This window comes from Photobacterium atrarenae, from assembly GCF_024380015.1.
In the GTDB taxonomy this organism is placed as follows: Bacteria; Pseudomonadota; Gammaproteobacteria; order Enterobacterales; family Vibrionaceae; genus Photobacterium; species Photobacterium atrarenae.
In genome coordinates, this window is record NZ_CP101508.1 from 1,387,865 (window position 1) to 1,412,064 (window position 24,200).

A 24,200-nucleotide genomic window follows, 5' to 3' on the forward strand; every position below is an offset into this window, starting at 1 on the left:
CAATTGGTTTCATGGTCTTTGGTCTTCTGTGCTTCGTCTTCAGGTCTTTCCCTTTCGGGCTTTGTGATGGCCTGTTCAGCTGGACTCGGGTATGGGTGCTTTCACCGCCGATTCGGTGCGCCAGGGCCAGCGCAACACCTCGCCGCCAGCCGGAATGTCATCCTCATCATGGGTCACCATCAGCGCCGGAATGGCCTGCTGACGGATCTGATCAAAGACGAACTGGCGAAACTCGCTGCGCAGTGCTTTATCGAGTTTACTGAATGGTTCATCAAGCAGCACTGCATGGGGCCTGGACAGCAAGGTACGCATCAGGCTGATTCGGGCACGCTGCCCTCCGGAGATTTCATCGGGCATCTGATTGGCCAGCGTGCTGAGCCCGAGCTGATCGAGGATCGCCTGCGCCTTCGTTTTACGGGCCGGGCCTTTGACTGTTTTAGGCAGACCGAATGCCAGGTTTTCCCATACATTGAGGTGCGGAAACAGTAAGTCATCCTGGAACAGGATGCCAATCCGGCGCTGATCCGGAGCCAGAGGCGACATGTTTTCGCCGTTGAGTTCAATCTTTCCCGAAAGCTGAAAATATGGGCTTAAATGGCCGGCAATGGCACTGAGCAGGGTGGATTTCCCGCAGCCGCTGGGGCCCATCAGGGTTAACACCTGGCCGGGTACGACCTCAAAAGTGAGCGGCGGGAATAGTGCCTGATCACGGTTATTTATAGTGAGGTTTTCCACAGATAATGTCATCCGTGCTTTCTCTCCGTTGTTGCGGTTTGGTCCGGCGGAAGCGGGCGCTGAAGCGACTGGCCGCCATGGCTAAAGAAAAGAAAATGAGCGGCAGAACGCCCTGGATCAGGCCGTACACTGCGCTGACCCGGCGATCCTGCCCGCTTGCCAGGGCCACGGCTTCGGTGGTCATGGTTGAGATCCGTCCGGCACCGAGCATCTGGGTTGGCAGGTACTGGGCCAGGCTGACGCTGATCCCGACCGCGAGGCCGAGCCAGATGGCCGGCAGCAGCAATGGGCATTTGACCTGCCACCAGGTCTGCCAGCCGTTCAGGCCCAGGCTGCGGGCCGTCTGATCGAGGCGACTATCGTAATGCCGCCACGGACCGTCCAGCGCCAGATACAGATACGGAAAGACAAACAGCAGGTGGCCCCAGCAGACCCAGAACCAGTACCACTGACCGGGGATCCAGTAGGTGGTGATCTGAATCCCGAATAACAGCGACAGCTGCGGGATCACCATCGGCAGGGCAATGAACCAACCGGGCAGGCCGCGCTGATATTTCTGCCGGTATTCCAGGCAGGCGATCGCCAGAATCAGGGCGGCCAGGCTGCTGATGAGGGCCAGGGTGATGCTGTTGGTCGCCAGCTCAATCAGCGAGGCGGATTCCTGTTGCCAGAATCGGGCACTGTAGCGGCTTGGCAACAGATCCGGAAACCGCCAGCGCTGGGCCACCGACCAGAGCATTAACACCGGGATCACGATCATCGGGATCGCAACGAATGGCAGGTAGAGCGGTAGATGAAACCCGGTCAAACGTCGCGGTGCTGATGTTCTTACTATTTTTTTTGCGTGCTGATGGATTCGGGGGGGGTGCTGCTTTTTCGTCGGACCGCTGAACTGCCAGTGACGGCAATAACGCAAGCCCAGCCATTCACTGGCGCGTAGCATTCCGAGTGTCAGCAGGGCGATGGACAGCAGCACGAGAGCACCCACTGCAGCGCGTGGTAGCAGAGTCAGATCGGGCTCGTTAAACCACTGCCAAACCAGTACGGCTAACGTGGGTGGCCGGGTGGGGCCGAGGATCAGCGCGACATCAACCACGGACAGTCCATAGGCGGTGACAGCAAAAATCGGCAGCCGCATGCCGGGCAGCCATTGCGGCAGGATCACCTTGAGCCAGCTTTCGTGACGGCTATACCCCAACCCGGCGGAAACCGCCATTAACCGGCTGACTTGAATTTGCTGTAATACGGCAATGCTCATCAACAGCAGAAAAGGGGTTTCTTTGACGGCTAAGGCCAGCATCAGGCCAAGGCCGTACGGATCCTGAGTCAGGCTAAACCAGCCGTAGGTGTTGAGCCCGAAAAATTCCAACAGGCGAAACAACCATCCGGTCGGGGAAAAGGCAAATGCAAAGCCAATCGCAAACGCGACATGGGGCATCGCCAGCATCGGAGACAAGCTATGCTCCAATAATTGCCAGCGGCGACTGCCCCAGTAGCGTTTCAGGATCAAAAAGCAGAACAGCACTGCCAGTAGCGTGCTGCCAAGGCCTGTCAACAGGGTCAGGCCGATCGCGGTGCTAAGGCCCGGCCAGTATAATACCGTTGTAAAAGCCTGGAGGCTCGGGGTGGTCATTCCCAGTACGGGGAGCCAGGAGAAAGCCGGGATCAGTATCCCCAATACCCCGGGGATAAACGGCAGGGCCCACAGGAGCAGGGTGAGTAAATACAACAAGCGAATCATCATACATCAAGATGTCAGGGAGCAAGGTCAGGTTTGTTCCCTGTTATTTTCCTTACATGCGTTTAGCTGCCATAGCGCTTTTGCCATTCGATCTCCAGCGCAGTTAACCAGCTCGGGTGCGGCTCCGGAATGGATTTAAACAAGGTGAAGCCCTGGGAGTTGCTTGTGGCCAGCGCATCTGGCTTGAGCACAGACGGATCGCCCCAGATCTCGGCATCGGCTTTACGCTGCTGCGCCTGCGGGCTCATCAGGAAATTAATTGCAACCTGGGCGCCTTCTTTGGCGCTGGCATTCCAGGGGATCGCCAGGAAGTGAATGTTCGACAGGGCACCTTGCTGGAATGCATAAGTTTGGGCCGATTTAGCCAGGTTACCATTGGCAATAGCGGCGTTGGCCGCATTCGGGTTAAAGGTAATGGCCAGCAGCAACTGCCGGTCATCCAGCAATTGAATCATTTCGCTGCTGCCTGACGGGAACTGCTTTCCTTGCTGCCAGGCGACCGGATGGAGCTGGTCCAGGTACTGCCACAGCGGTGCTGTAACGCGTTCAAATTTAGCGTGCTCGGTTTTCGGGTCGAGCGGCTGGTACAGCGCGGTTTTATCCGTGGTGAGCTCCAGCAATGCGGCCTTGAGAAAACTGCTGCCGTGAAACTCAGGTGGCTGCGGGTAGCTGACCTTGTCGGGGTAGGCTTTGGCCAGACTCAACAGCTCAGCGAAATTTTGCGGCGGATTGTTCAGGGTCAGTGTGTCATGAATAAACACCAGCTGGCCGACGCCCCACGGCGCTTCCAGCCCATTGGTCGGCTCGGTAAAATCTTCATTGACCGGTAGGGACTTGTCGACCAGCGACCAGTTCGGCAGTGTCTGGGTAAACGGCCCGTACAGCAGGTTATTTTCTTTCATCGAGCGGAAGTTTTCGCCGTTGATCCAGACCAGGTCGACACTGCCGTTCTGATCTTTTCCGGCGGCTTTCTCAGCCAGCAGGCGCTGCGCGGTTTCGGCAATGTCGGCGACTTTGACATGCTTGAGGCTGACCCCGTACTGGCTCTGGAGCTGGCGATCAGCCCAGCGAAGGTAATCGTTGATCTCCTGGCTGCCGCCCCACGCATTGAAGTAAACAGTTTGCCCCCTGGCATTGTCGACGGTTTGCTGCCACTGCTCGGTAGTGTGGGGCGCTGGGTTATTGGCGCTCGCAAATCCGGCAACGAATGACAGGGCGAACCCGGCGAGTAATCTTTTCATGAAATTAGCTATCCCTTTCTTGTTTGAATTGGGTTTCGGGTAATGTAGGTTTCGAGTCATTGGCCTTTGCGCCCGTGCGGTCACGACGCATCCAGCGATGGTATTTTTCGACCCAGGCCAACACCGTTTGCGGCGCATTGGCTTGTTTCCACACCCCGGCCGTGTATTTGGCGGCCTCGCTCATGGTCGGATATGGGTGCACAGTGCCGAGGATCTTGTTTAAGCCTAAGCCATGTCGCATCGCCAGGGTAAATTCAGCCAGTAATTCACCGGCACCGGTGCCGACGATTGTGGCCCCGAGAATAGTATCTTTGCCTTTTGGTGTAATGACCTTTACGAAACCGTGATCTGCGCCATCGGTAATGGCCCGGTCCAGATCATCCAGGCCGTAGGTGATCACATCATAATCAATACGTTGCGCTTTTGCTTCGGTTTCATTGATCCCGACCCGGGCGACTTCCGGCGCGGTGTATGTCACAGCTGGCAGTACCGAGTAATCGGCTTTGAATTTCTTGAACTGACCAAACAGGCCGTTGACCGCAGCGTACCAGGCTTGGTGGGCTGCGGCATGGGTCAGCTGGAACGGACCGGCAACATCGCCGACCGCGAAAATATTCGGGTATGCCGTCTGCATGAACGTATTGACCTGCACGGTGCCGCGCTCGGTGGTTTCGATTCCCAACGCTTCAAGTCCGAATCCTTGCACATTGGCAACCCGGCCAAGGGCAAGCAGCAGGGCGTCAAATTCAACCACCACCTGCTTTTCCTTATTCAAGTCGAGGTAAGCCCGGTATAGGGGCTGTCCCTTGGCATCTTGCGTTGCTTCAAAGCGCATGGCCCGGTGGCTGAGTTTGATGTCAACGCCATCGGATTGCAGGCTCTGCAACACCAGTGAAGCGGCATCGCTATCTTCACGGACCAGTAGCTGATCAGCCATTTCGACCAGGGTCACTTCACTGCCGAGGCGACAAAAGCTCTGGGCCAGTTCACAGCCGATCGGGCCGCCACCGAGTACCAGCAAGCGCTTCGGTTGCGTTTCCAGTGACCAGATAGTATCGGAGGTGTAGTAGTTAACCGTCTCTAAACCGGGGATTGGCGGCACGAGCGGGCGGGCCCCGGTGGCGATGACAATATTGCGGGTGGTAATACGCTGGCCGTTGACTTCGACTTCCCATGGCGACAGGATCCGGGCATCGCCCTGAATGCAGTTGACCCCCAGCTTTGAATAGCGTTCAACGGAGTCATGAGGCTCGACTTTGCGGATCACCTGCTGAACCCGGTCCATGACCCGGGCAAAATCGACTGTCGGGCGGTCAGTGGTGATGCCGAACTCATCGGCGCGGCTGATCTCTGCCATAGTATGCGCGGCACGGATCAGTGCCTTGGACGGCACACAGCCGGTATTGAGGCAATCCCCGCCCATTTTATGGCGCTCAATCAGGGTTACTTTTGCTTTGACGGCAGCAGCGATGTAGGCACTGACTAACCCGCCAGCCCCGGCACCAATAACCACCATGTTCTGGTCAAACTGTGCCGGTCGGGGCCAGTTGCTATAAAGACGACGGCGGTTGAACAGGCCCATCAGCCCTTTGGCACAGAGCGGGAAAACGCCGAGCAAGGCCAGCGAGAAGAGTACTTGTGGCGAAATCACCCCGCTCAGCGATTCAATTTCACCCAACTGGGTTCCGGCGTTGATATACACCATGGTGCCCGCCAGCATCCCGAGCTGGCTGATCAGGTAGAACATCCGGGTTGAGATCGGCGTCAGACCCATCAGCAGGTTGACGACAAAAAACGGGAATACCGGGATCAGTCTCAGGGTAAACAGATACAGCGGGCCATCTTTTTCGACGCCTGCATTGATAGGAGCAAGGCGGTGGCCAAATTTGTCCTGAACCCAGTCGCGTAGAATATACCGGCTGAACAAAAAGGCCAGGGTGGCGCCGATGGAGCTGGCAAATGATACCAGCAGCAGGCTCCACCAGAATCCGAACAGTGCGGCGCCCAGCAGGGTCATGATCGCAGCGCCTGGAAGGGATAGTGCGGTTACCCCGATATACACTACAAAGTAAATCAGGCTGGCGGTGAGGGGCTGACTGGCAATCGTATCCTGCAGGGCAAGCTGCTGCGATTTGGCCTGCTCCAGGGTGAAGTACTGACCCAGATCAAATGCAAACCAGAGGCCGATGAGGGCGGCAACGATGCTGAAGAGTCCTATTTTTTTCTTATCCATAACGTTACCTACTTTGTGTGGTTAGTCGGCTGAGTCGGGTGCGGAGCGGATTGCTCCGGTTGGATCGGCAGTGAGCAAAAGCCCTGCGCAGGTACATCCAGGGCGGTATTAAATTTGGCGGACAGATTCTGGAAAGCGATGAGGGCTGTGAGCTCTACGAGCGCATCCTCGTCGTACCATTGTTTCAATGTTGACAACATGGTGTCCGTGACTTGCTGTCCGGTGACTGTGATAGCTTCGGTGTAGCCCAGCACCGCCTGCTCCTCGGGGCTGAACAGCTCACTTTGCTGCCAATGCGCCAGCGCTTTGATTTTTTCGACAGAGTCACAGCGCTCGGCCAGCTTCATCCCATTAGCATCGACACAAAATGCACAGTGATTGAGCTGCGAAACGCGGACGCAGATCAGTGAGCGGATCACCGGGGTTAACGGGGAGGATTTTCGGTCCAGGTAGCCAAAGAAGCCGGCAACCAGCCAGAACAGGGCAGGGCGGCGCCCCCATAACAGCGCCGGATTCAGAGGATGGCCGTAATGGCGTTTCTGAAGCCAGAGAAGTGGCTTGATAAGAAAAGAATAGTGTTGCTTGGCTGAAATACGCACATCTGCCTCTTAGGTTGCCTGTCTGCTGCATCTGCAACCAAGATAGCATTTATCTTTGGCAAAAACGCAGCAATACCGAATTGGGTATGAGACAAGACCGAGCAGGGGCCGGAAATATTTCAGTTTTGAGGAAAAAATCTTTAAATTCGTTTAGTTGAGCGAAATATAGACGGCTTTTGACTCTTGCTGTTGCGCCATGTCCGGCATAGTGGGCTGAGAGATAAACAGATATCCGGAAGCTAGGACCGGCAGCAAGGCTACAGCCATGGTTTTACCGATATGGTAATTGCGATACCAGTACTTTTTAGAGCGGATTTTAAGCAGTACCCCCCACAACAGGAGGAGGCCGTTAAACCCTGCGGTCACTGCCAACACTTCATCCAGCATTGAAAATGGGGCGAGTTGCTGATGGACGACGAAGACAATCACAATGGTGGGCAGCAAGTTGAGCAAAACTAACAAACGCATCAGTTTCGGCCATTTGCAAAACTTGTCTTTGAACATCTGGCTGGATTGTCCTGGAAAAGGTTGCGAGCTGTACATAAGACCCTCCCTGCGGCGGCTGCGTTGACGCCCCAATTCTACTGAGCCAGCAGGGGATGAAAACCTTGTTGACTGATTTGTGAACAGCTTTGGGAGTGGTGTCAATGTTTGGCATTTCTTCACAGAAAAATGTCATTCACTTGGTGCAAATTTGACATTCTACGTCGTGTGAGGGAGAGCTCCTTGGCAGACTGTTGTTCAGTTACTGGTAGTCATATGATGTGGAAGGCCAGTGAGGGATACTGGGGAGCAGAAAGAGGCGGAAATCGCCTCTTTCGAAATAGGTATGTTCAGAGAAACCGATAGGTGGGTTGCTCAGGAGTTTAATTTCGCCAACAGCTCAGAGCGACGCTGCTGCGGAATCACAGACCAATGGCGTCCGCTGACCGCACCCTCAAGGGCCCACAGCAAATCGATATTAACCGTGTCCTGGTGGGTTTCCTGCAACGCTTTGAAAGCGTTCAACGCACCGGCTTCGTAGAGCTCATCGACGGTCGTGATCCCTGCTTTTTTCAACATCCGCTCATTAGCTAAGCGCAGGTTCGGCAGATCCTTGATCCGGCTTGGGCCACTCTGGCTTTTCTTTTCTTTATCCTGCTTGGCAGCTTCAAAAGAGTGCTTTGCGTGTTCGATGATTTTCTCCGGTTCATTCCACCATTCCTCAGGAATTGCGTAATGTTTCGTGACCACCGGGAACCCACGTTTTTTGTAAACGTACGGGCTCAATCCGGCTTTCTTGAATTGTTCTTCGTTTTCAGCATTGGCCCGCAGGTGCAGTTTGTCGTTAACCACTAACGCAAACATGGTTTCGCCTGAGAAAACTCCAAAGCCACCAAACATTGAACGTGATTTTACATTGTCAAAACAACGAAATAGTCGAAGAGAATCTTTAAGTACTGGTTTGTCCATGCTTCTTTCTCGGTGAAAAATTTCTTGAGTCACCTAACAACAGAGCGAGGATTCAGATTAGCAAATTTCAAAGAAAAGCAATGTCAGGGATTTGTCAGAATTCTGAGCATGACTTCTTGCTATATCCATCGGCAACCCCGCTACCATAAGTTGACTTAATTATTGATAAATAAGCGACTTTTAGGCCGGAAGCTTTGCGTCCCATTCTTTCAAATGGTTTGCCTTGTTCGTGACACAAATAAGCATATCTCAGAAGATATTTTTGAACTTGGTCCCACTTTTAAAAATGTGACACTCCTTCCACAAATAAAGCAATATCATCGGGACAAGAATATCCAAGAGTCACAATTTTTGAACAGGTAGCACAGTTTTAGAACGATTCTAACCCATGATTTACCCATAAATAACTTTGTCAGTAATAGAACTTGAGGGCAATGTCAAAATTGCAACAAAAAACCGATAGCAAGCTATCGGTTTTTTTGTATGGCAAAATTGAAAGTGATAAGCAATTAAGCGTTTATCTTCTTGACAGATTTACGGACAACCAATTCCGGAGCCATCTCAAAGATACGGCGCTCATGTTGTTTGTCTTTCACCCGTGCCATCAGGATCTCAATGGCCTTCTGACCCAGGCGCTGCTTCGGCTGGTGGATGGTGGTCAGCGGCGGAGAGAAGTAAGGCGCCAGGTCGATATTGTCGTAGCCGATAATGGAAACATCATCCGGTACGCGCAGCCCGGCCTGCTCAAAGGTACTGATCAGCGCCATGGCCATAATATCATTGAAACAGAAAATGGCGCTTGGGCGATCGTCCATCGCGATATATTGCTTTGCCGCGGCAACAGCAGATTCACATTCAAAGTCACCTTCAATCAGCCAGTCCGGATTTACGCTCAGATTGGCTTCTTCCATTGCTTTGTAGAAGCCTTTGAGGCGCTCACGGCACGTGAGTTTCTCGGTATGGCCGGTGAGGCAGCCAATTTTCTGGTGGCCGTGCTCAATAAAGTACTTGGTCGCGACATATCCGCCCAGCTCAGCATTGTCCTGAATCTTGTCGGTATGCGGGCTCTCTGGTCCCCAGTCCATGATCACCATCGGCAGATCTTTCTGGCGTTCCAGCAGGGCCAGCAGCTTATCGTCAAGATCGGAACACATCACCAGCAGGCCATCCACGCGTTTCTCAGCCAGCATTCGCAGGTAATCGCGCTGTTTTTCCAGGTTGCCTTCGGTATTACACAGGATCAGGGTGTAGCCTTCTCCGTAGCAGTATTCTTCGACACCGTGAACTACTTCGGCGAAAAATGGGTTGGTCGACTTGGTGACCAGCATGCCGATGGTTCGGGTGGTATTACATTTCAGGCTACGCGCCACAGCACTCGGGGCATAGTTGAGTTCGTCTACAGCGGCCAGAACTTTCTTCTGAGTTGCTTCTGCAACAAACCGGGTTTTATTGATCACGTGAGACACTGTTGTGGTTGAAACACCTGCCAAACGTGCAACATCTTTAATCGTTGCCATACTTATTCTTCTAATAATTCAAAGTGGGCCTGGGCCCATTTATCTTCATTGATCTGAACAGCATTCAACAGCCATGTACCAAACTGAATAAGTATCTGGTATGCCTCCGGGAGTCAGGCCAGATAATTGTTCAGTTTGGCATGATGATCTGCGTTCATAAAGACCATCATGCTGTTTCATACTGCGTATAAAACGTCAAAAAGCCGCTTCTCTGACGAGCGGCTTTCTTCCTCACCTTTCAGGCGTTGCATTGTGTAATCGCTTGCGATCACATTCTACTGAGTGTAGCGCACAGTGCAACGTTTCTGTATCGCAAGGTGATAATTCTTGATAGATATCAACAAACTTACTGCAATTTTTCTAAACTTGGATGCATATCTGATGTAGTGACCGTTGCATCAGATAGCCCCGGCAGAACCGGGGGGGTGAGAAAGCAGGTCGTTGAGCAGGAATCACTTTTTGGGCTATGCCGCAGGCAGGACCACCGGAAAATCCTGGGTCGGGTGCTTGCTGACATGGACCGGCCAGCCGTAGACCCGCTGAATAGTGTCGGGGGTTAAAGCCTGCCAGGGGGGCCCGTCGGCCTGCACCTTGCCATGGTTGACGATCACCAAACGGTCGGCATATTGGGCGGCCAGATTGAGGTCATGGATCACCACAATCACTGCGGCGCCAGCGTTAGCCAGTGTTCGGGCTACTTGCAAGGTCTGGTGCTGGTGGGAGAGATCCAGGGCCGATGTCGGCTCATCCAGCATCAATATGCACTGGTCGCCAGCGTGGCTGAGTTGGGTCAGCACCCGGGCCAGGTGCACCCGCTGTTTCTCCCCCCCGGATAAAGATGGGTACAACCGGTCCTGAAGTTCGAGGACGTCGACCTGGGTCATTTTTTCCGTCGCCAACGCCTGGGTGTCTTTTCTCGTTAGTTGTAGAGGGAGGCTGCCCAGCTCAACCACTTCCCGGGCGGTAAAGGCGAAGGCCAGGTTGCTGTGCTGCGGCAAGATACCCAGGTGTTTGGCCAGCGTAGCTGGTGGGTAATCTTTGCGCTCTTTCCCAAAAAAGCGAATTGTGCCACCGCCTTCGGCTTCACCGCACAATACTTTCAACAGGCTACTTTTTCCGGCGCCATTCGGTCCGAGCAGGGCGGTCAGTTCGCCGCTGGCAATATTGAGGCTAAAATCATCCAGCAGCTTCTTTCCGCCCAGGGTCAGATTCAACGCACGGGCTTCAATCGCGGGGGTCGGATGCTCGGGTGCCGAGACAGGATTTTGAGGAGGAGTCATGACATTCTGCCTCGTTGCTTCATCAGCATAAAGATAAAGAATGGCGCGCCGAGAATCGCGGTAATAATCCCCACCGGTAATTCCGTCGGGGCAGCCACGACACGCGCCAGCATATCGGCCACCAGCAGTACCAGTGCCCCCAGCAGCGCTGAAAGTGGGAGCAAGGTTTTGTGGTTCGGACCACACAGCATACGGCCCAGATGCGGGATGATCAGGCCGAGAAAGCCAATCACGCCGCTCAAGGCAACACAGATCCCGACACCGGCAGCGCACAGCAGGATCAAACGACGTTTGAGCCGCTGGACATTGATGCCCATATGCCGGGCTTCCGCTTCACCGAGCAAGAAGGCATTGAGGCCATTGGCATCGCGATCAAACAGCAGCATCAGGGCTCCTAAGGCCACGAACGCCAGGGCGATCCCCGGCCAAGTCGCGCCAGCCAGCGAGCCCATGCTCCATAAAGACAGATCTCGCAGCGCCTGATCATCGGCCAGATAGTTCATCAGGCCCATTGCAGCGCCGGAAAGCGCAGCAATGGCCACCCCGGCCAATAGCATGACGGTCACTGAAGTGCCGTTTTTGTCAGTGCCGAGGCGATAGACCAGGTAGGTGCTCACCGCGCCGCCGACAAACGCGAAGACTGGTACGGTGCCCAGCGAGAGCAGCAATGGATAGTTTGTTGCCAGCGGTGCAAATACAACAATCGCCAAAGCCGCGCCCAGGCTGGCACCGCCGGAAACGCCGATAATGCCGGGATCAGCCAGCGGGTTTCGGAACAGGCCTTGCATCACGGCGCCGCACAGGGCCAGAATGGCCCCGACGGCAATACAGAGCAGGGTGCGCGGCAGCCGGATTTGGTGGATCACAATCTGAATATGTGCCGGGAGCTCGGGCTGCCAGGGCAGCAGGGCTTTCAGGCTGTCGCTAAAGCTGATACCCATCGGACCGACGACGACCGAGCTGGTGATCGCGGCTGCCAGGACCAGCAGGCCTAGCGGAAAAATAATGGCGGCAGGAATGCGTTGAAACTGCATAGTGTTATTCGGGTCAGTTAGTGTGGGTAAAACACGGTGTTCAAACGTGCCGCTTCGTTCAGGCTTTTCAGGCCCAGTCCGCCGATCAGTGCGGTGCCATCAATGGTGGCGATTGCTTTGTTCTGTCCCGCCGGGGTCGCAACGAGCAGTGGCATTTTCTGCAGCAGATCATCGGCACTGCCAATATGGGACAGGGTGCGTGAGCTAAGCAGAATGATATCGGGTTGCATTTCCACCATCGCTTCGACGGAGATCGGTTTGTAGGATTCGACGGCCTCGGCTGCCGGGTTTACCCCTCCGGCTAAAGTGATCACGGTATCGGCAGTGGTGTTGCGCCCGGCTACATTGGCTGGGCGGCCTTCGCGGATCAACAAAAACAGGACTTTCTTCGGTGTTTGGGTTTGTGCCAGGTTCGCCTGGATAACCGCAAGCTTGGCTTTGACGTCCTGTTGTAAAACGGCTGCCTGGGCCTGCTTGCCCGTGAGTTCGCCGACCTGATCAATTCGGATCATCAAATCATCCACGGTTTCGCCGGAGTTGAGGATATTGACTGCGATCCCGGCCTGACGGAGCAAGTCCAGGGTCGTTTTCGGTCCCATCTCATTTGATCCCAGCAAGCGGGTCGGATTGAGGGCGATCAGGCTTTCGGCAGAGAGCTGGCGATGGTAGCCCAACGTCGGAACTGACTGATCGACCAGTGGCTTGCTGGTAATATCAACCGCCGCAATTTGCGACTGGGCATCGAGCGCATACATCAGCTCGGTGACGGCGGCCCCCGCGCTGATGATCCGTTCACTAGCCCAGGCTGCGCTTGTGGTGAGCAGGAGTGCGGTCGCCAGAGCAATACGCTTCATGATTAATCCTTTTCCATTAATAGTTGTGTGGTTTGATATCGTGAACGAGTATGAAGACAGCGGCAGCGGTGACATAACGTGTCATGTTCATTTGGGTGGATCTACCTTCAATTGATGCCGGATGCCGGTGAATGATTCAGGATTCTCCCGCAAGATAATAATGGCGAACAATGATTAGCAACTGATTGATAAATAGAAACTAATATTATCAATAGAGTTGTCAGGGTCGCTTGTGGGACGAACTTTTCCCTCATTATCCACGAAACACGAATAATATCAATTATCATTTGCAATGTTGTTTGCGGGTCATTATGATGCGTGCAAATACGATCCGCTATCATTTGAAAGGCGCCTTACTTCATGTTGTGGGCAGTTTCGCTGTTGCGATTGAGCTGGTTGCTGCAGCAAGCATGGCGACGTGCATGATGAGTGCCTTTGAAGCGTGACTTCGTCAGACGAACCCCATGCACTGTAGGCAACCTGTTGCTCTGGTACAGTTCTGATACAGTGTGATTTGGAGAGAAACAGTGTTTGAAAAAATTGCTTTAGAATCCCTGAAGATCAAAGTTGCGGAGATGCTGGCTGAAAACCCGGCGTTGCATGCGGTACTGATTGCTCAGGAGTTGGATATTACAGAAGGGGAGGTGATTATGGCCTTCCCGTCTGAGTGGGTTGAAACCCTGCCGGGCGAGCATGCTCAGGCCGTGCTGGAAACCTTGCCTTCCTGGGGGCCAATGACCACCATTGTCCATTCGATGGGGTCGATTTTTGAAATTAAGGCGCCTTTCCCGAAAGGAAAAGAAGCGCGCGGCTATTATAACTTGATGGGGAAGGAAGGTGAGTTACATGGTCACCTTCGCCTGGATCGTGTTGCCCAGGTGGTTCTGGTCAGCAAGCCGTCGAACGGCAATGCCACTTATTTTATCGGCTTTCTGGCGGATAACGGCGAATGTATCTTTAAAGTCTACTTGGGGCGTGATAAGCAACGTCAGCTGTTCCCGGAACAAATTGAACAATTTAAACAACTCAAACAACAGATTCTTGGAGAGTAACAATCATGAGTGATGTCAAACAAGCGCGTTTGCAAAACCGCCTGGGCCCGGAAATTAAAGAATTTCGCGAAGTTTGCCAGACACTGCAACTGGCGACTGTGGATGCTGAAGGCAAGCCGAATGTCAGCTATGCGCCGTTTGCGATGTTGGAAGATGGCTATTATGTGCTGATCAGCCAGATTGCCAAGCATGCCCGCAACCTGCTGGAAAACCCACAGGTATCGCTGATGATGATCGAAGATGAAAGCACCTCGAAGACGATTTATGCCCGTAAGCGATTGACCTTTGAAGCCAATGTGGTGGTGGTTGAGCGTCAGAGTGAGCGCTGGGTTGAAGCTATTGCCGGGCTGAGAGCACGTTTTGGCGAGATTGTTGATGGTCTGAGTGGTCTGGAAGATTTCACCTTGTTCCGTTTGGAGCCAACGCAGGGCCTGTTCGTCAAAGGTTTTGGTCAGGCGTTCCAGGTGAGCGGTGATGATCTGGTGGATTTCGTGCATCTGCAGGAAGGTCACAAGCGCATTCAGGATGGTAGCGAAGTGACTTCTACCTCGGAAGAAGAGCTATAAGTACTTGTGCTCAAAACAGATTTTCAGGGCCTGTCGGTTATGCCGACAGGCCCTGTTTGTTTCGGGGAGCCTGACGAACTGTAATCTGTCTACGATGAAGGCAGCCTGTCGGTGATGCGATACACTCAAAAGAGCAGCATCGAATGGAGTAGGCATCATGGCTGATTATAATCGATCCCGAGCCGGGCATTCAGGGCAACCCACAAGTGAAACCAAACCGACGCGGCGGATGAGCATGCATGAGGGAATCGCTCCCTGGTGTGATTGCTGTGTTTGTGAAGCCGAGCCGTACTGGGCAGCAGTCGCTGAAGAGCTGGGGATTGAGCTGAGTGACTACGAGGACGGGGAACCCCATTGAACTCAGGGTTGCTTCCCATGGCCTGCCCGTGTGGGCAGGCAATGCTTTTTGCTGGGTATTTTCCAGGGGCTCGATGCTGCGATGAGGCACCTGCGGACCTGCTTGGTTTTAACCTTGAAGGTATTGTCCTAAGGCGATAAAAAACGGTACGCCGAGCAATACGTTAAAAGGAAATGTGATACCGAGCGATGCCGTAATCGACATGCCGGCGTTTGCCTCAGGTAAACTTTCTTTCATCGCTGCCGGGACGGCAATGTAAGATGCACTTGCGCCCAGCACTGCCATTAATGCAACCCCGCCGGCACTGAATCCTAAAATAACACCAAGTCCGGTACCTGCGATACCGCCGATCATCGGCATCAGAATACCAAAGCTGATCAGGAAGAGGCTGTTCTTCTTCAGCTCGGACAGTTGCTCACCTGCAACCAAGCCCATTTTCAGCAAGAATAAAGCTAAGATTCCAGAGAAAAGCTCGATAAAGAACGGTGACAGTTTTTGAACACTCAACCCGCCATAGTAGCCAATGAGTAAACTACCCACCATTAACAATATACTTTGATTTGCCAGCAGCTCTTTTTTTATAAAATTGGCATTGATCACTTTCATGCTGCCTTTGGCTAATACCAGGCCCACCAGAATGGCCGGCATCTCGAGTAATACGACAAAGAGCGGGAAATAGGCTTCATAACGGATGTTGTTCGCTTCCAACAGGGCAACCGCAACCGCATACGTGGCAACACTGACCGAGCCATAATGTGCAGCAACGGCGCCGGCGTTGATTCTATCGAGCTGACCGAAATACCGGAGCAAAGGATAAGCGACCAGCGGCAATAATAGTCCAAATGCAATCACCATCAGCGACATGATCAATAAGGATGGATCGATGTGTTCCTGAAGTGCCAGACCTCCTTTGAGGCCAATCGCAACCATCAGGAACATACTGAGGGACTTATATAAGTTTTCAGGAAATGAAATGTTTGCCCCAACCAAACGACAAAAAACACCAAGAATGAAGAAGGCTACGACTGCGTCAATGACCATGGACTACTTCTCTCCGAAGGAATGTTGCATCGTCACATGATCAGCTTTCGATGCTTGTTTGCGCACGGATTGTTTGAAAACATTCAGGACCGTTAAGCCGGCCAGCATCATGGCTAGTACCGAAAATCCGAATGACTCACTATTGATTAAACTGCTGGCAATATAAAATGCGATGAGGGCGGTGCTCGTGACTGTGGGTAGGACTAAACTTCTATACTTCATCATGACCTCCATAACTTTCGGGGAATCATAGTGCGCCTGAAGAATAGATAAAAATAGAAAATTACTATGCTATCAATAGACAAAAGTCTATATTGGTGTGGTTTACGAGTGGAGGAACAATGGCATCCAGGCTGCATTCATATATCGGTACATTTCGTCAATTGGAAATTTTGCTGGCTGTTTATGAGGAGGGGAGTATTAAATCAGCTTCTGAAGCCTTGTTTTTGACCCAGCCTACCGTGTCAATCCAGTTGAAGAAGCTCGCTGAGGCGATCGGCCTGCCGCTTTACCAACAGGTCGGAAAGAAGCTGGTGTTCACGGATGCAGGTCTGGTAACCGTTGAAACGGCAAAAAGTATCCTTCACAGCTGTGAAGCGCTGGACATGCATCTGTCCAACCTGAGGGGGTTGAAATCGGGGACGCTGAGGCTCGCGAGTGCAACCACAGCCAAGTACTTTATTCCACACTTGCTGGGACCCTTTTGTGAGCGCTACCCTGGGATTGATATCCAGTTTACGGTCGCGAACCGGCAACAAGTGATTGAACGGCTGGAGCAGGGCCTGGACGACTTCTATGTGTTCAGCCATTTGCCTGAGGGGTTAGATCTCGATGTGATCGAGTTTATGTCCAATGATCTGGTCGCCATTGCCGAGGCGAACCATCCGCTGACGAAAAAAACCAAAGTTTCTCTGGAAGAGTTTTGCCGGGAAGACTTTCTGATCCGCGAAGTGGGCTCGGGCACCCGTTTCTCGATCGAGTCCTTCTTCAACAATCAGCAATGTAAGCCGAATATTAAAATGACAATCGCCAGTAATGAAGCGATTATTCATTCTGTTTTATCGCGACTGGGGGTCTCTATCCTGTCGGCCCACACACTTGCATTCGGTGAGATTTACGGCGTTCAAAAAATTAATGTGGCGTCTTTGCCCATTCAGTCGAAATGGTCTTTCTCCTGGACAAGATCGCAACACCTGTCCCCGGTCGCCAAGGTGTTTCTGAATTATGTCGAAACGGAAGGACGGGAAATTGTGAAAAAAGCTGCACGCCTTTAATTGGAGTTGCGCGCCAGAGTTTGACTCAAGTCGTACAGCGGCACCACCTTCATTGAAGACCAAAGTATAAGGTGACCCCGGCCAGCAGATTGGTCATCGCGACAGAGGCCAGGATTAATCCCATCACCCGGCTGACGACGCTGGCACCACTTCGGCCGATCAGTTTGTTAATCGCGCCGGACATCAGCATCAGTAAATAAGCAACGAACAGGACCGAAAGCAATAACAGGAAAGTGAGGGCTTGTTCAATCAGGCTGAAGCGAGCATTTTCTGTCAGGAGAACGGCGGCCAGCATGGCACCCGGGCTGGCAATCGAGGGGACCGCGAGGGGGAAAATGGCCGTCTCGTGATGACATTTCACCAGGCGGATCTCCTCATCCGGCTTGCTTTCGCCGAAGATCATGGTGAGCGCAAACAAAAAAAGCACAATCCCGCCGGCAATTTGGAAAGCGGACAGGGGGATCGACATTGCGGTTAAAATAAGTTCCCCGGCTACGACAAAGAACAAGAGGATGCAGGCTGCTGCCAGCGTTGCAAGAAGGGCGATGCGGCGCCTGACCTTCTCATCGAACTGGCTGGTGACCGCAATAAACACCGGTACCGTTCCGATGGGATCAACTACAGCAAAAAAAGTAATAAATGTCGCCGCGATATCGATCATCCATCGTTACCTGAAAGTCACACTGCCGATCGTCTACGTTCACCTGTGGAAGTGTAGCGGAAGTTTGGCTTTTTCGTGAAGGGGATGCCGCTTCACAATCGTTGCCAATTGTGAAATCGTGAGCTCAATTGCGTGTATATCCGTTGGTATATTTTCAGGGGGATTTGTCTGGCACCTCATCCAATTAGCAGTACCATCTGTATGGCATCAAAATATTGCCCGTCAAACTTCATGGCATGTAAGAGATCCTCAATATGTGTGATCACTCAGACGCTAAAGCTCGTTGATAGAGTAAGTCAATGCTCTCTGATTCGGCAAAGTCGATACAATACCCAAGTTCAATTATGTCACCTTTTTTCGAACGATAACCGTTCAGATCACGACTATCCACAAGCTTTGAAACGTCGAAGAATACTTCAAGCGGCAAATCCGAGTAGTCCCGGTATCCTTGCATTGCAGCGATGGCATCTTCATATACTTCAGATCCTTTGTAAAATGTGGCGAGGCATGTGGATAAGGCATAGTTCTTTAGCAACTGCTTATCACTCATGTCGTTCAAGTTATGAGCACTTACGCTTAAACTACAACTCAAGACGAATAATAAGGAACTTAGTCTTTTAATTGCCATAAGTACGCCTTTTTCGCTAAAGGGAAATAACAATGATCTGTACATCTGTTACCAGTCCAAATCGTGGCATGACCAGAAGCGTCTGACCATACATCAACATCTACAACTAATATGCCTTTGTATTCGGAAAGTTTGTCTGTATGGGGGGCATCAATAACGACCTCCGGATTACCGAAGCTATCGTGTAAAAAGTTGATTAAGCCGTATAGCCATCATGGTCACTCATAACATTATTTATGGAAGCGTGAAAATCTCATCATTTTTCATCCTAAACAAATACCATATTATCAGTTATGAAGCATTTTCATATTTAAATGTAAATGAATGAAAATGATAGAAATATTAAATTAAAATAGATTTCTTTTGCGGAGGCTTGCCATGCTGAAATACTTACCTCCAATAAGGTTATATTTCTTTTACTGCCTGCTGCTCTGACAAATCAAGCCCCTGCCAGCGCTGAGCTGGCAGGGGCTTGTGGGGGAGGGGGAACTACAGTTTGTCTGTGGCTTACTGAATTTGATCAACCAGCGTGCTGAGCTCTTTCACCAGCGCTTCAGTTTTTGGATCCTGCTTTTTCATTGCGACCAGGGTTTCCTGTTGCAGTTCTTCCTGCATCCCCATCAATTGCTTGTCTGAGGTAATTTGCTGGCGCTGTTCCGCCATTTTCTTCTTGGCGGCAATGAAGGTCTGGATGAGTTCGCTACGCTCTTCTTTAGACAGATCTTCGGTCTGGATTTTGGTCTGGATTTCCTGTGCTTGGGTGACAAAGGCTTGCGGGTCGTAGCCGATTTCTTTGGCTTTTTTCTCGAACGCCAGCTCCAGCTGTTTGGCTTGATCGGCCAGTTCCGGGTTCGATTGCATTGCCTGCTGGCGGATGCTGGTGAGATCACGCTGGATCGCATTAATGCGCTCGACGGTTTCTTTCGGAGGGGTCGCTGTTTTATTGGCTAGGCTGGCATTGGCCTGTGGCGTCAACATCATCGCCAGGAGAACCAGAGGCAATGACAGGCTGATGAACCAGCGTTGCGCGGATGATTTCACAGACAACGAACGGGCAATACTTGAACGTGTATTGGTCATGGCGGATACCTCTTGCTAAATCAATTGAACGCTCCAGGAGCGCGGTATGGCAATTAATGTAGCGAAGCATCGTGAGGTGAATGTCAGTGATGTGTCATGAAAGCTGTGTCTTTGCTGAACAGCTTGCATTTTTTCGCTTGGCAATGTTTGTACAGAAAAAAGCCGACACCCAGGGTGTCGGCAAGGAGGATGGAGAGTGTTGATGGCTATGATTCTTGCGCTTCACCTTCACCGGCCAAAAAGGCACGGTCAAGCCAGCAGAAAGCGAGCAGCAGATTGACGGCGGCTGCATAGAAGCCGAACGGATCGCGAGCCTGGCACGCTTGGGCAAAGGCCGGTAACCAGTTGAGCAACATGGTGTCGAGAAATTGTTGCTGCGCCTGCATCAGCGGTTCGGCCGCTTGCTCACTGTTTTGCTGATTGGCGAGGATAATGAGGTTGCCCATGAAATCCAGTTCGACGGCAAGATGATCCGCCGGTTCGTTGAACTCCTTACGCTGGGCAATCTCGTAGCGCGTTAACCATTGATTCATGTCCTGGGCTGGCTGGTCATTGAGCAGGCCGCTCTCGCCGACATAGACGGACGCATAAGGCAGGGCGCCGGTTTTCGGTGTGCTGAGAAACAGGCCACAGAAGTCTGCTGCCAGCTCTAGCTGTGCATCGGCACGGTTTTCCAGCCGTTGCAGGGCGTTCTGGAAATCTTGCGCTGGCTGTTTCAGTTCCGGGGTCATGGCCAGACCGGAAAGAAAGGTGAGGATCTCCCCGCTATGGTAATGGCTGAGATCTTCAGCCGTCAGTTCGCGTGAGAGCAGGGAAGACATCCACCAGTAGATCTCCGCGCGTTGTTCGTTGAAAGCAATTATTTCTTGCATGGCGGCTCCAGCGTTTCGCTTATTTAATGTCGTTTTGGGCATCGTTGCCCGGTACTTGATCTGAGCACCGCGCATCTGCCTGCGTTATCGTCTTGATTATAATACCCTGCATCAGAATCCTGTGCCGGGTGTTGCCGCTTCGGAAAAGGTGCCAGCTATGCTGGCACCTTATATCCGTCTGGCGATAGAGAGGGAGATCACCGGTTTAGTCGAGATCCATCGCCGGGAACAACGGATTAATATCGGTCACCTCCGTCGGGCCGTTGAAACCGCTCACTGCCGGCACCGGGCCGGTGTACTTTTCGATGTCCACCAGAGCCGATGCGGCCGATGTGGCCTGTGCCAGTTTGGAAGAGCCGATATCCTGGGTCAGGACATTCGGATCGCCGTAGGTACACAGGGTGCCCGGCTTGCCACCTTCCAAAGGGCTATACCAGGCGCCTTCATGGATCCGGCAAACCCCGGCTTTATAGTCGTCGGTGACAACCGCACCGGCCAGCACCTGGCCCCGGTCGTTGAAGACACGAACGATGTCGCCAGATTGAATCCCCCGCGCCTGGGCATCTGTGGTATTGATGTAGATCGGTTCGCGATCGGCCACCGCGTAGCTCGCCCGGTGCTCGGTGGATGAGCACAGCTGAGAGTGCAGGCGGTGGTTCGGGTGCGTACTCTGCAGGTTGAGCGGGAACTTGTCCGAGCGTGGACCGCCATGGCTGCGCTCTTTCTTCTCAAACCACATCGGATGGCCCTGACAGTCGTCATAACCCATCTGGGCAATGGTCTTACAGTAGATCTCGATCAGGCCGGACGCGGTGCCCAGCGGCTCCAGATCCGGTTCATTACGGAAGGAAGCATGGCGCACCCATTGCTGACCTTCTGGAAATTCGATAAAGCCTTCCCCTTCCCAGAATTTGCGGAAGTTCGGCATCCGCACGCCCAGGCCACGGCCTTGCAGACGGGCACCGTTGTAGATGTGTTCGATCCATTCCATTTGGCTCTTGCCGCCGGTGAATGCTTCTTCGCGGCCGAAGCGACGGCATAGATCGCGGAAGATATCGAAATCATCTTTGGCTTCGAACATCGGCTCAACCACTTTCGGCAGGGCGATGATCCCGGCGTTGGAGTGGTTGCCGTACTGCTCAATGTCGTTGCGTTCATGGGTGGTGGTTGCAGGCAGCACGATATCGGCAAAGCGGCAGGTGGCGGTCCACTGATGATCGATGCTGACTACGGTTTCCAGCTTGCGCCAGACCTTGATCATCTTGTTGCGATCCTGGTGGTGATGGAACGGGTTGTTGCCGCAGAACACCGCCATTTTCATGTGTGGGAATTTCACATCATGGCCATTCCACTGGATGGTTTTACCCGGGTTTTCGATACAGTCGACAAAACGTGCCACCGGAATATAGGTGGAGTAACCCTTGAATGAGCCGTTATGGATCGGATCGATGCCAGTTACGCCGCTGAAGCCGGACATCAGCGGGCCGTTAGAGGTGGTTGAACCGGCATCGTTGTAGTGCCAGCCAAAGCCGAAGCCGCCGCCCGGCAGGCCGATCTGGCCCAGCATTGCAGCGACGACAACCAGCATCCAGGCATACTGCTCACCGTGTTGCATCCGTTGCAGACACCAGCCGCCAATGATCTGGGTGCGGCCACCGGCCATCTGGCGTGCCAGAGTGCGAATGGTGTCGGCGTCGATGCCACAGATTTTCTCGGCCCATTCCGGGGTCTTCTCAACGCCGTCTTTATCGCCCAGCAGGTATGGCAGGAACTTGTCAAAGCCGGTGGTGTAGTCGGCAATGAAATCTTTGCTGTAGAGATCTTCTTTGTACAGGGTATGGGCAATGGCCAGCATCAGCGGCACATCGGTTTGCGGGTTGACCGGGATCTGTTCGCCGCCGACGAACTTCTGGGTCTGAGAGCGGACCGGATCAATGTAGATCACCTTGATCTCTTTGTGCTTCACTTTCTCAGCCAGCTGTTGGTAGTAGGCATACGGGCTGTGGTCCGGCACCAGCCAGCCTACCTGGAGGTTCTTGATTGGATCAGAGCCCCAGATCACGATGGTGTCGGAATGCTCCAGCACCAGCGGCCAGGAGGTTTGCTGCTCATACACTTCCATGGCGCCGGCGACATACGGCAGCACCACCTGGGCGGCACCGGTCGAGTAGTCACCCATCTTGCCGAGGTAAGTACCGTGCAGGCCGATCGCCCGGCTCATCATGGTCCCTGCAGAGTGTAGCTTACCCACCGACTGCCAGCCGGTATGGCCGGCATACAGTGCGCTCGGGCCATAAGAGGTCTGAACTCGTTCTAACTCGTGATAGAAGAAGTCCAGCGCCTGCGACCACGGGACACGAACGAAGCGGTTATCGCCGCGCTGGGTGGTATCCGATTTGTAGCCATGCTTGAGCCAGTCGAGGCGGACCATCGGGTATTTGACCCGGGCCGGGTTATAGACCACTTCCCGCACCCCGTTGATCATCTTGGTTGGGTGCTTGTCTTTCTCGAACGGTACAGTATCGACCCAGACCCCGTTTTCGACTTTGGCGCGGAAGGCGCCCCAGTGAGAGCCGGACAGGACTTCACCGGTGAAGCTGGCTTTGGTTTCGTGGGCGGCCATGGCTTGGCGCGGCGCCAGCAGGCTGGTGCCGACAACAGATGCGGCACTGGCAGCAGCCAGCCCGGAGAGGAAGCGACGGCGCGTGATGCCTTGTGGTTGATGTTGAGTCGCCATAGTTCAATCCTTTACAAAAATTTGAGTCAATCGCGGCGGGTGGGGGAATCGAGCCCGCCGCGGTTCGAATTAGTGGGCGCCGGTGCCACCGGTGTCTTTGCCGTGGTTCTGCAGGTACTTCAGCAGGGTCCGCTCTTCAGTTTTGCTCAGGCGGTAGTAGGCGCTCATCGCATTCAGACCTGAAATCCAGCCGTTGGCAGTAAAGTGCGCCGGATCCGGGGCGGCGTGACAGGCGTTACAGGTTGAGCCGTACATCTGCTCGGCGTATTGCCAGATTGGCTGGATGTTGTCGATCATGTCATCAGCGGTCACCCAGGCTTCGACGGAGACTTGCTGCCAGACGATGTCAGTCGCGCTGTCAGTTTCTTCGGCCAGCACCTGTTGCGTTGCTTTCACATCACCGCGAATGGTGGCTTTGAACACGCGTTTGCCCATGTACTCGGTCATGACCCGGCCTTTACCGGATTTTTCCAGCCAGCCTTGAATTTTCACGTTCAGCATGTTGTCCTGGCGGCCCAGTACCCGAACTTCAGAGGCCGGTAGCAGCTTCCCTTCTGCTTTGCTGTTGGCATCCGCGGTGGCAAACAGTGGTTTTTCACCCAGTGAGAAAAGGGTTTGCGCCGTTGCGCCTTGTTCATTGGCGGTGGCTTGTAGCGCCTGGAAGTCTTTCTGGAAACCACCGGCCATATTCGGCAGCTCGTGGGCAATCCCTTTGTGGCATTCAATGCAGTTCATATCTTTTGCCGCCGCTTTTTTCATTTCGAAGGCGGCTTTGGCTGATTGCTTGCTGTGATCCATGTCGTCGTAGGCGTGGCAACTCTTACAAGTTTTGGAGTTTTGACTGCTCATGCGATCCCAAACAGTCTGAGCCATTTCAAGACGGTGATCTTCAAATTTTTCCGGCGTATCAATTTTGCCGGTAACAAAATGGTGATAGAGATCTTTGGCCGCTTCTAATTTACGGAATACTTTGCCGGGAAAATCTTTCGGTTGGTGACAATCCACACATTGCGCCTGGACGCCAGAAGCATTCTTGAAATGCACGGTTTCTTTATATTCGGCGTAGTTTTGCTCCATGGTGTGACAAGAAGTACAGAACTCGATGGTTGAAGTCATTTCAAAGCCCTTATGGACCACAAAGGTTCCCGCCAGGGAGAGCCCGATCCCGACCAGCACTAGCACAAGGATGGAATACTTGCTGCTTGGCTTTTTTATTTTTTGCCAAAGTTTTTTCATAGTGGAAGA

At 53.0% G+C, this 24,200-nt stretch carries 24 protein-coding genes and 1 riboswitch; of the genes, 5 read left to right on the forward strand and 19 right to left on the reverse strand.

Annotated elements, in window-relative coordinates; translation table 11 throughout:
- Nucleotides 1–75: 75 nt before the first annotated feature.
- The 11 genes from NNL38_RS06530 to NNL38_RS06580 all read right to left on the reverse strand — a co-directional run bounded on the left by NNL38_RS06530 (nucleotide 76) and on the right by NNL38_RS06580 (nucleotide 12,686).
- Entirely contained in the window at nucleotides 76–747 is a 672-nt protein-coding gene (locus NNL38_RS06530) for an ATP-binding cassette domain-containing protein (RefSeq protein WP_255390202.1), read from the reverse strand.
- Nucleotides 713–2,476, reverse strand: coding sequence for an ABC transporter permease (locus NNL38_RS06535; RefSeq protein WP_255390581.1), 1,764 nt, complete (start codon nucleotides 2,474–2,476; stop codon nucleotides 713–715). The genes NNL38_RS06530 and NNL38_RS06535 overlap by 35 nt, the downstream gene beginning before the upstream one ends.
- 62 nt (nucleotides 2,477–2,538) lie before the next feature.
- On the reverse strand, nucleotides 2,539–3,717 hold the full coding sequence (locus tag NNL38_RS06540) for an ABC transporter substrate-binding protein (protein ID WP_255390203.1): 1,179 nt from the start codon (nucleotides 3,715–3,717) through the stop codon (nucleotides 2,539–2,541).
- A gap of 4 nt (nucleotides 3,718–3,721) precedes the next feature.
- Complete coding sequence (locus NNL38_RS06545) at nucleotides 3,722–5,950, reverse strand: dihydrolipoyl dehydrogenase family protein (protein ID WP_255390204.1); 2,229 nt, start codon at nucleotides 5,948–5,950, stop codon at nucleotides 3,722–3,724.
- Between the two features lie 8 nt (nucleotides 5,951–5,958).
- Complete coding sequence (locus NNL38_RS06550; protein WP_255390205.1) at nucleotides 5,959–6,549, reverse strand: carboxymuconolactone decarboxylase family protein; 591 nt, start codon at nucleotides 6,547–6,549, stop codon at nucleotides 5,959–5,961.
- Between the two features lie 150 nt (nucleotides 6,550–6,699).
- Nucleotides 6,700–7,092, reverse strand: coding sequence for a hypothetical protein (locus tag NNL38_RS06555; protein WP_255390206.1), 393 nt, complete (start codon nucleotides 7,090–7,092; stop codon nucleotides 6,700–6,702).
- Between the two features lie 315 nt (nucleotides 7,093–7,407).
- Nucleotides 7,408–8,001 carry a TfoX/Sxy family DNA transformation protein gene (locus NNL38_RS06560; RefSeq protein ID WP_255390207.1) on the reverse strand — a complete coding sequence of 198 codons (594 nt, stop codon included), beginning with the start codon at nucleotides 7,999–8,001 and terminating at the stop codon, nucleotides 7,408–7,410.
- Between the two features lie 127 nt (nucleotides 8,002–8,128).
- A riboswitch (cyclic di-GMP riboswitch) is annotated at nucleotides 8,129–8,234 on the reverse strand.
- Nucleotides 8,235–8,510: 276 nt separating this feature from the next.
- Nucleotides 8,511–9,518, reverse strand: coding sequence for an HTH-type transcriptional repressor PurR (gene purR / locus NNL38_RS06565; protein ID WP_255390208.1), 1,008 nt, complete (start codon nucleotides 9,516–9,518; stop codon nucleotides 8,511–8,513).
- 464 nt (nucleotides 9,519–9,982) lie between these two features.
- On the reverse strand, nucleotides 9,983–10,798 hold the full coding sequence (locus NNL38_RS06570; RefSeq protein WP_255390210.1) for a heme ABC transporter ATP-binding protein: 816 nt from the start codon (nucleotides 10,796–10,798) through the stop codon (nucleotides 9,983–9,985).
- Nucleotides 10,795–11,832, reverse strand: coding sequence for a FecCD family ABC transporter permease (locus NNL38_RS06575; RefSeq protein WP_255390211.1), 1,038 nt, complete (start codon nucleotides 11,830–11,832; stop codon nucleotides 10,795–10,797). Before NNL38_RS06575 ends, NNL38_RS06570 begins: the two co-directional genes overlap by 4 nt.
- Before the next feature lie 17 nt (nucleotides 11,833–11,849).
- Nucleotides 11,850–12,686 carry a heme/hemin ABC transporter substrate-binding protein gene (locus NNL38_RS06580; RefSeq protein WP_255390212.1) on the reverse strand — a complete coding sequence of 279 codons (837 nt, stop codon included), beginning with the start codon at nucleotides 12,684–12,686 and terminating at the stop codon, nucleotides 11,850–11,852.
- A gap of 311 nt (nucleotides 12,687–12,997) precedes the next feature.
- Here NNL38_RS06580 and NNL38_RS06585 point away from each other — a divergent pair, with 311 nt between their 5' ends.
- From NNL38_RS06585 to NNL38_RS06600, 4 genes are all read left to right on the forward strand, one after another.
- Nucleotides 12,998–13,132, forward strand: a complete 135-nt coding sequence (locus tag NNL38_RS06585; protein WP_255390213.1) for a hypothetical protein — start codon at nucleotides 12,998–13,000, stop codon at nucleotides 13,130–13,132.
- Between the two features lie 129 nt (nucleotides 13,133–13,261).
- The gene (hutX, locus tag NNL38_RS06590) at nucleotides 13,262–13,738 is read left to right on the forward strand and encodes a heme utilization cystosolic carrier protein HutX (RefSeq protein ID WP_439651388.1); all 477 of its coding nucleotides are present in this window, start codon (nucleotides 13,262–13,264) and stop codon (nucleotides 13,736–13,738) included.
- A gap of 5 nt (nucleotides 13,739–13,743) precedes the next feature.
- Complete coding sequence (hutZ, locus tag NNL38_RS06595; protein WP_255390215.1) at nucleotides 13,744–14,304, forward strand: heme utilization protein HutZ; 561 nt, start codon at nucleotides 13,744–13,746, stop codon at nucleotides 14,302–14,304.
- 157 nt (nucleotides 14,305–14,461) lie between these two features.
- The gene (locus NNL38_RS06600; RefSeq protein ID WP_255390217.1) at nucleotides 14,462–14,662 is read left to right on the forward strand and encodes a hypothetical protein; all 201 of its coding nucleotides are present in this window, start codon (nucleotides 14,462–14,464) and stop codon (nucleotides 14,660–14,662) included.
- A gap of 108 nt (nucleotides 14,663–14,770) precedes the next feature.
- Here the strand turns inward: NNL38_RS06600 and NNL38_RS06605 are convergent, their stop codons facing one another.
- Nucleotides 14,771–15,703, reverse strand: a complete 933-nt coding sequence (locus NNL38_RS06605; protein ID WP_255390218.1) for a sodium-dependent bicarbonate transport family permease — start codon at nucleotides 15,701–15,703, stop codon at nucleotides 14,771–14,773.
- Nucleotides 15,704–16,044: 341 nt separating this feature from the next.
- Here NNL38_RS06605 and NNL38_RS06610 point away from each other — a divergent pair, with 341 nt between their 5' ends.
- Nucleotides 16,045–16,977 carry a LysR family transcriptional regulator gene (locus NNL38_RS06610; RefSeq protein WP_255390219.1) on the forward strand — a complete coding sequence of 311 codons (933 nt, stop codon included), beginning with the start codon at nucleotides 16,045–16,047 and terminating at the stop codon, nucleotides 16,975–16,977.
- Nucleotides 16,978–17,026: 49 nt separating this feature from the next.
- Here the strand turns inward: NNL38_RS06610 and NNL38_RS06615 are convergent, their stop codons facing one another.
- The 7 genes from NNL38_RS06615 to torC form a co-directional block, all read right to left on the reverse strand.
- Nucleotides 17,027–17,638 (reverse strand): MarC family protein, encoded by a 612-nt coding sequence (locus NNL38_RS06615; protein ID WP_255390220.1) that lies wholly within the window; start codon nucleotides 17,636–17,638, stop codon nucleotides 17,027–17,029.
- Between the two features lie 262 nt (nucleotides 17,639–17,900).
- Entirely contained in the window at nucleotides 17,901–18,188 is a 288-nt protein-coding gene (locus NNL38_RS06620) for a T6SS amidase immunity protein Tai4 family protein (protein ID WP_255390221.1), read from the reverse strand.
- Nucleotides 18,189–18,247: 59 nt separating this feature from the next.
- On the reverse strand, nucleotides 18,248–18,463 hold the full coding sequence (locus tag NNL38_RS06625) for a T6SS effector amidase Tae4 family protein (RefSeq protein ID WP_255390582.1): 216 nt from the start codon (nucleotides 18,461–18,463) through the stop codon (nucleotides 18,248–18,250).
- Nucleotides 18,464–18,773: 310 nt separating this feature from the next.
- Nucleotides 18,774–19,346 carry a hypothetical protein gene (locus NNL38_RS06630; RefSeq protein WP_255390222.1) on the reverse strand — a complete coding sequence of 191 codons (573 nt, stop codon included), beginning with the start codon at nucleotides 19,344–19,346 and terminating at the stop codon, nucleotides 18,774–18,776.
- Between the two features lie 206 nt (nucleotides 19,347–19,552).
- On the reverse strand, nucleotides 19,553–20,218 hold the full coding sequence (gene torD, locus NNL38_RS06635) for a molecular chaperone TorD (RefSeq protein WP_255390223.1): 666 nt from the start codon (nucleotides 20,216–20,218) through the stop codon (nucleotides 19,553–19,555).
- Between the two features lie 205 nt (nucleotides 20,219–20,423).
- Nucleotides 20,424–22,955: a trimethylamine-N-oxide reductase TorA gene (gene torA, locus NNL38_RS06640; RefSeq protein WP_255390224.1), complete on the reverse strand. Its 2,532-nt coding sequence runs from the start codon at nucleotides 22,953–22,955 to the stop codon at nucleotides 20,424–20,426.
- A 69-nt stretch (nucleotides 22,956–23,024) separates the two neighbouring features.
- Nucleotides 23,025–24,191 carry a pentaheme c-type cytochrome TorC gene (gene torC / locus NNL38_RS06645; protein ID WP_255390225.1) on the reverse strand — a complete coding sequence of 389 codons (1,167 nt, stop codon included), beginning with the start codon at nucleotides 24,189–24,191 and terminating at the stop codon, nucleotides 23,025–23,027.
- Between the last annotated feature and the right edge of the window lie 9 nt (nucleotides 24,192–24,200).

Bases quoted from the DNA above. Each gene is read 5' to 3' on its own strand.
- NNL38_RS06615 (WP_255390220.1), bottom strand. From the start codon at position 17,638: ATGATCGATATCGCGGCGACATTTATTACTTTTTTTGCTGTAGTTGAT.
- NNL38_RS06560 (WP_255390207.1), bottom strand. From the start codon at position 8,001: ATGGACAAACCAGTACTTAAAGATTCTCTTCGACTATTTCGTTGTTTT.
- NNL38_RS06540 (WP_255390203.1), bottom strand. From the start codon at position 3,717: ATGAAAAGATTACTCGCCGGGTTCGCCCTGTCATTCGTTGCCGGATTT.
- torD (WP_255390223.1), bottom strand. From the start codon at position 20,218: ATGCAAGAAATAATTGCTTTCAACGAACAACGCGCGGAGATCTACTGG.
- torC (WP_255390225.1), bottom strand. From the start codon at position 24,191: ATGAAAAAACTTTGGCAAAAAATAAAAAAGCCAAGCAGCAAGTATTCC.
- NNL38_RS06605 (WP_255390218.1), bottom strand. From the start codon at position 15,703: ATGGTCATTGACGCAGTCGTAGCCTTCTTCATTCTTGGTGTTTTTTGT.
- NNL38_RS06535 (WP_255390581.1), bottom strand. From the start codon at position 2,476: ATGATTCGCTTGTTGTATTTACTCACCCTGCTCCTGTGGGCCCTGCCG.
- purR (WP_255390208.1), bottom strand. From the start codon at position 9,518: ATGGCAACGATTAAAGATGTTGCACGTTTGGCAGGTGTTTCAACCACA.
- NNL38_RS06610 (WP_255390219.1), top strand. From the start codon at position 16,045: ATGGCATCCAGGCTGCATTCATATATCGGTACATTTCGTCAATTGGAA.
- NNL38_RS06620 (WP_255390221.1), bottom strand. From the start codon at position 18,188: ATGAGTGATAAGCAGTTGCTAAAGAACTATGCCTTATCCACATGCCTC.
- hutZ (WP_255390215.1), top strand. From the start codon at position 13,744: ATGAGTGATGTCAAACAAGCGCGTTTGCAAAACCGCCTGGGCCCGGAA.
- NNL38_RS06585 (WP_255390213.1), top strand. From the start codon at position 12,998: ATGATGCGTGCAAATACGATCCGCTATCATTTGAAAGGCGCCTTACTT.
- NNL38_RS06545 (WP_255390204.1), bottom strand. From the start codon at position 5,950: ATGGATAAGAAAAAAATAGGACTCTTCAGCATCGTTGCCGCCCTCATC.
- NNL38_RS06570 (WP_255390210.1), bottom strand. From the start codon at position 10,798: ATGACTCCTCCTCAAAATCCTGTCTCGGCACCCGAGCATCCGACCCCC.
- NNL38_RS06630 (WP_255390222.1), bottom strand. From the start codon at position 19,346: ATGACCAATACACGTTCAAGTATTGCCCGTTCGTTGTCTGTGAAATCA.
- NNL38_RS06600 (WP_255390217.1), top strand. From the start codon at position 14,462: ATGGCTGATTATAATCGATCCCGAGCCGGGCATTCAGGGCAACCCACA.
- NNL38_RS06580 (WP_255390212.1), bottom strand. From the start codon at position 12,686: ATGAAGCGTATTGCTCTGGCGACCGCACTCCTGCTCACCACAAGCGCA.
- NNL38_RS06575 (WP_255390211.1), bottom strand. From the start codon at position 11,832: ATGCAGTTTCAACGCATTCCTGCCGCCATTATTTTTCCGCTAGGCCTG.
- NNL38_RS06555 (WP_255390206.1), bottom strand. From the start codon at position 7,092: ATGTACAGCTCGCAACCTTTTCCAGGACAATCCAGCCAGATGTTCAAA.
- hutX (WP_439651388.1), top strand. From the start codon at position 13,262: ATGCTGGCTGAAAACCCGGCGTTGCATGCGGTACTGATTGCTCAGGAG.
- torA (WP_255390224.1), bottom strand. From the start codon at position 22,955: ATGGCGACTCAACATCAACCACAAGGCATCACGCGCCGTCGCTTCCTC.
- NNL38_RS06530 (WP_255390202.1), bottom strand. From the start codon at position 747: ATGACATTATCTGTGGAAAACCTCACTATAAATAACCGTGATCAGGCA.